Origin of the sequence: Fulvivirga lutimaris (assembly GCF_009711525.1) — a bacterium.
In the GTDB taxonomy this organism is placed as follows: Bacteria; Bacteroidota; Bacteroidia; order Cytophagales; family Cyclobacteriaceae; genus Fulvivirga; species Fulvivirga lutimaris.
The window spans coordinates 1-4662 of the sequence record NZ_SMLV01000397.1 but is presented as its reverse complement, the minus strand read 5'-3'; the positions used below and the strand labels follow the sequence as shown (position 1 = coordinate 4662).

5 protein-coding genes are annotated in these 4662 nt (G+C 39.6%); 2 read left to right on the top strand and 3 right to left on the bottom strand.

The window, feature by feature from the left end; translation table 11 throughout:
• A partial coding sequence (locus tag E1140_RS21530; RefSeq protein WP_185153581.1) for a hypothetical protein occupies positions 1–358 on the bottom strand: 358 nt, incomplete at its 3' end.
• A 111-nt stretch (positions 359–469) separates the two neighbouring features.
• Between E1140_RS21530 and E1140_RS13315 the strand changes: the two genes are divergently transcribed.
• On the top strand, positions 470–1489 hold the full coding sequence (locus E1140_RS13315; protein WP_155184542.1) for a helix-turn-helix domain-containing protein: 1020 nt from the start codon (positions 470–472) through the stop codon (positions 1487–1489).
• Between the two features lie 108 nt (positions 1490–1597).
• Entirely contained in the window at positions 1598–3169 is a 1572-nt protein-coding gene (locus tag E1140_RS13310; RefSeq protein ID WP_155184539.1) for a PQQ-dependent sugar dehydrogenase, read from the top strand.
• A 113-nt stretch (positions 3170–3282) separates the two neighbouring features.
• Here the strand turns inward: E1140_RS13310 and E1140_RS13305 are convergent, their stop codons facing one another.
• Positions 3283–4281 carry a 2-hydroxyacid dehydrogenase gene (locus tag E1140_RS13305; protein ID WP_155184536.1) on the bottom strand — a complete coding sequence of 333 codons (999 nt, stop codon included), beginning with the start codon at positions 4279–4281 and terminating at the stop codon, positions 3283–3285.
• A gap of 127 nt (positions 4282–4408) precedes the next feature.
• The coding region (locus E1140_RS21525; protein WP_221412692.1) for a beta propeller repeat protein at positions 4409–4662 on the bottom strand (254 nt) is incomplete at its 5' end.

Below are 4662 nucleotides of genomic sequence, written 5' to 3'. Positions count from 1 at the left end.
AAATGGGGCTTTCAGACAGTTTAATATCAATAAGTACTAAATACACCATTTCAATACCTGTAATAACTATGACTGGAAGAATGAAACCAAATATTAGTTGATAGGTTAGCCTTTGCTTCAAGTTGGTATACCAATCATATCTTTTATCAAGTCTTGCAAAGAGCTGCTTCCAATAGAACCCTGCGCCATAGGTGCATATCAGCGCTAAAAGGATGTCGGTGTAATAACTAGGCACAGTCAATAAGTGTGAAAGACTGTTATCATTACCAACGTGACAGACAAAAATCACGAATAGGGGATAGACGAAAATGAATATCCATTTGTCATTGATTGTCACTCTGGTCTTTTCCGTTTCCAAGAGGCAATAATATGAAGTTTAAATTTATTTAGTGCTCAGGCTCAGTCCGTTTTGAAGCTTTAATTATTCAATAATAGCTATTGACGCTTCATTTTTTACTTTTGCATCAAGATGCCAATACTTTTTCTTCTTTGTAGCTTAGGTGTGATTAACGGACTGTTAATTGGAGTTTTTCTGATTTTCCGTAATCCAAATAAGATTGTTAATGCTTATCTCGGAGGCCTGTTACTTGCATTGAGTTTACGGATTGGCAAGTCAGTGTTTTACTATTTTGATAATAATGTAGACCTGCTTATTCTTCAAATAGGACTTTCTGCCTGCGCTTTTATAGGGCCGTTTTTCTATTTATATACGAAAGCCATTTATCGTCAGTATCGAAAAATTCATAGAGCAGATTTTGTCCTGTTAGTTGTCCTGCTAATATCTGTTTTAACTGTTGGTATAATCTACCCTTACCGAACGAACCCTGAGGTATGGAATGGGTTTATTATTTATGGCATCTACGCTGTTTGGGCAGTCTTCACATTGTTTGGGTTGTATTATTCTATCAAGATGCTGAAGTCAGCACTGCTCAAGCCTGCTGCTATGAGCAAATCAGAGCAGCATTTAGCCATTGTAACAATTGCAGTGCTCTTTATTAATCTAACCTACCAAATGGCCTTGTATGGTTTTTTTACTTACCTGTGGGGTGCACTTATCTTTTCTTTTACATTGTATTTTCTTTTAGGTAGGATATTACTGTCAAGCAAATTCTTTTCGATTAAATCTACTGATCAGCCTATTGAAAATGCCTCCAAAAAGCTAGAGGAGCTTAATGCCCTGATGGATACTCAAAAACCATATACCAATCAGAAACTTAAACTTGATGATTTGGCCTCACTCGCTGGCCTTAATAGGCACACCTTGTCGAAGTTACTTAATGAAGAATATAAGCACGGATTTGCTCAATACATTAAGGAGTTTAGAGTGAAGGAAGCTAAACAACTGATACATACCAGAAATGAATTATCACTTGAAGGTATTGGTTTTGAGGCCGGCTTTAGCTCCAAGTCATCATTCTTTGAGGCCTTTAAAAAGGTTACTAACACAACACCTTTAGAGTTCAAAAAAGCCAGTCAAGTTAGCCTATAAGAGCCTATTTACTCCAGAATGATAATTCTGGACTTCTTAACTCAGCCAATTTTAATTTATTGCTAATCCCAACCGTAACCTTGGGCAAAAAATAAATTAAAAACTCCAATGAAAATTAAAATATTTGCATGTATGATGATCATCAGCATCGGTCAGAGTTTTGCTCAGACAGATCATGAACAGATCACTAAGGTTCTCAACCAATTTATAATAGGCACTCAGTATAATTATCCGGATTCCATTGCCCAAACATTCTATCCAGGAACCAGGATGTTTCTTTATAATGGCACCGATTCTGCTTTTTTTATGACTTCGGAGCATTATGCTTCACTATACAGCCGCAGGGCTCCCGGAACTTTGAACAATCGTCCTTCCAAAATTATCAGCATAGACATTGTGAAGGATGTGGCTTATGCCAAGCTGGAGATTGATATACCACATTATGGAAATAGGTACCATGACCTGCTCTTGCTCAAGAAGATTCTTGGTAAATGGAAGATTGTAGGCAAGGCTACTTCGGCTGAGCCAATTCCTAAAACAGCGGCTGAGCTCAAACCCCTGCCTGCTAAGGAAGTAGTATTGGAAGGCTTAAACAAACCATGGAGCATGGCCTTCATTTCTGAAACAGATGTGCTGATTGCTGAAAAAGATGGAGGTATCGTTAGGGTGAACCTTCAAACCAAAGAGCGCCATACAATATCAGGTTTGCCGAAAGATGTGGCGCGAGCTGTGTTAATCGACACGACTAAATTTCAAAGGGGCATTTTTCCAACTAGTATGCACGGCCAAAAGCAAAGTTATAATGCCGGTTGGTTTCAGCTCTTGCTTGATCCTGAATTTGAGAAGAATCAGTACCTCTACATCTCCTATGCTGCTGAGAACAAGGAGCGAGCAAGTACGACAAAGGTCATTCGGGGTAAGCTTGTAGACAATCAGCTAACCAACATAGGAGTGTTGTTTGTGGCGGAGCCTTATGTGCGCGGGCTGTATCACTATGGTGGAGGTATGGCTTTTGGTAAGGATGGCAAACTCTATGTGACGATAGGTGAGCGCAACTTCTTCGAATATATGAATCCTGAGCTGCCTGTGGCGCAGGATGTCAAAGATAAACGCGGAAAAGTAGTTAGGCTGAATCGTGATGGTAGCATACCCGATGATAATCCTGACTTTGGTCCAGATGCAATAAAGGGACTTTATGCCACGGGCATTCGTGCTGCGCAGGGTTTGATATTGCATCCTGAAACGGGTGAGATATGGTTTAGTGAACATGGTACTATGCAGGGTGATGAGTTGAATATTATAAAAGCTGGAGCAAACTATGGCTGGCCCAATAAAACCACTGGAAAGTACCGCACGGACTATAAACCTAAAGCTGTTGAAGGTGCTGTTTACACTGACCCTGTTTACTATTGGGATAGAACTGTGGCACCTACAGGAATAGCTTTTTACTATGGCAATGAGTTTCCGCAGTGGAAAGGCAATCTAATCGTTCCCGGACTAAGCAAAGGCAGCTTATGGAGGATGGAGATCAGCAATAATGAAGTGACAAGTTCAGAAGAGTTGTTTATCAATGATCAGGTGCGATTACGCAAGGCGGTGGTTTCCCCAAGAGGACAGCTTTACCTGCTTACCGATGAAGAAAATGGAAAGCTGATCAGGGTATTTAATAGTAATAAGTAGGCAAATAAAAACCTTTTAGGTTTAATGTGATGGATGCAGATGAGCCTATAGGGTTTGAATGGTTTGTGAATAGCCAATTCCGAACGGCAAGGTATGTTTTAAACAATTTCAATTTAGGTCAACATCACCACATCACCTTCAGGCATGTTTTGCTGATTTAGTCTTGCTATACTATCAAGTGTTACCTGGGCAATTTCAGACAAAGCCTCTTCTGTAAAAAAGGCCTGGTGTGCAGTTATCAAAACATTGGGAAAGCTCATCAAACGCTTAATATTGTCGTCATCTATAATATTGGACGACAGGTCTCTGAAAAACAGCTTTTCTTCCTGCTCATAAACATCTATGCAAAGTGCACCAACTTGTTTTGACTTCAAACCTTCAATAATATCTGCGGTATTGATCAAACCACCACGGCTGGTGTTGATAATGACCACTCCAGGTTTCATCAATTCTAGAGTTGTACCATTAACGAGGTAATGATTGTCTTTGGTCAGAGGGCAGTGCAAAGAGATAATGTCAGATGACTTTAACAGCTCTTCTAGTGGTAGATATTCAATGCCTTTTTCTTTCAAACTGCTATCAGGGAATAAGTCATATGCTAATACCTTACACCCAAAGCCAAGCATGATATTAGCAAAGGCCTTTCCGATTTTTCCTGTACCTATAACACCCACTGTTTTGCCATGCAGGTTAAAGCCAAGCAGTCCTTTGAGGGCAAAATTTTGCTCCCTTACCCGATTATAAGCCTTATGCGTTTTTCGATTAATGGTTTGCAACATGGCTACAGCATGTTCGGCCACGGCTTCTGGTGAGTAGGCGGGAACGCGACAAACGGCAATGCCATGTTGTTTTGCGGCCTCTAAATCTACATTGTTAAAACCAGCGCACCTCAAGGCGATTATTGTAACCCCTTTTGCGGCCAAAGTATCGATTACCGGAGCGGTAAGTTTATCATTGACAAATACGCACACTGCCTCAGCATTTTCAACAATGTTTACAATATGCGGACCGAGGTGTGTTTCATGGTATTCTATTTCAAAACCATGACTTTCATTGAATCGGTTAAAAAACAGCTTGTCATAAGGTTTGGCAGAAAAAAAGATAATTTTCAATGTGGTATGAAGATTAGTTTGATATTGGTGATTCTAATTTAGTCAAAGCTATTCTGACATTGAAATTATGCTGTTTAGTTAGCAGATATAAAATTCTATTGTTTTCTTGATATTTTGCTTCAAAAGCCTATTGGCTTTTTACCCCTGTTATCTTTTGCTTCTCTATCCTTTTCATCAACCCTTCTTTGCCGAAAAGAAAGAGGTATCGATTATTGGTGACAGCTACATGTATATGGCTAAGCTCTGACTCCACATATTCCCAATGCTTACCGCCATCATTAGTGCTATAGATAATAGCCTTTTCGTTTTCTTTGTCCAGAGACCCACCAAAAACAAAACCTATATCATTGGATAAGAAAGTGATACTTCTAAGCATAATTT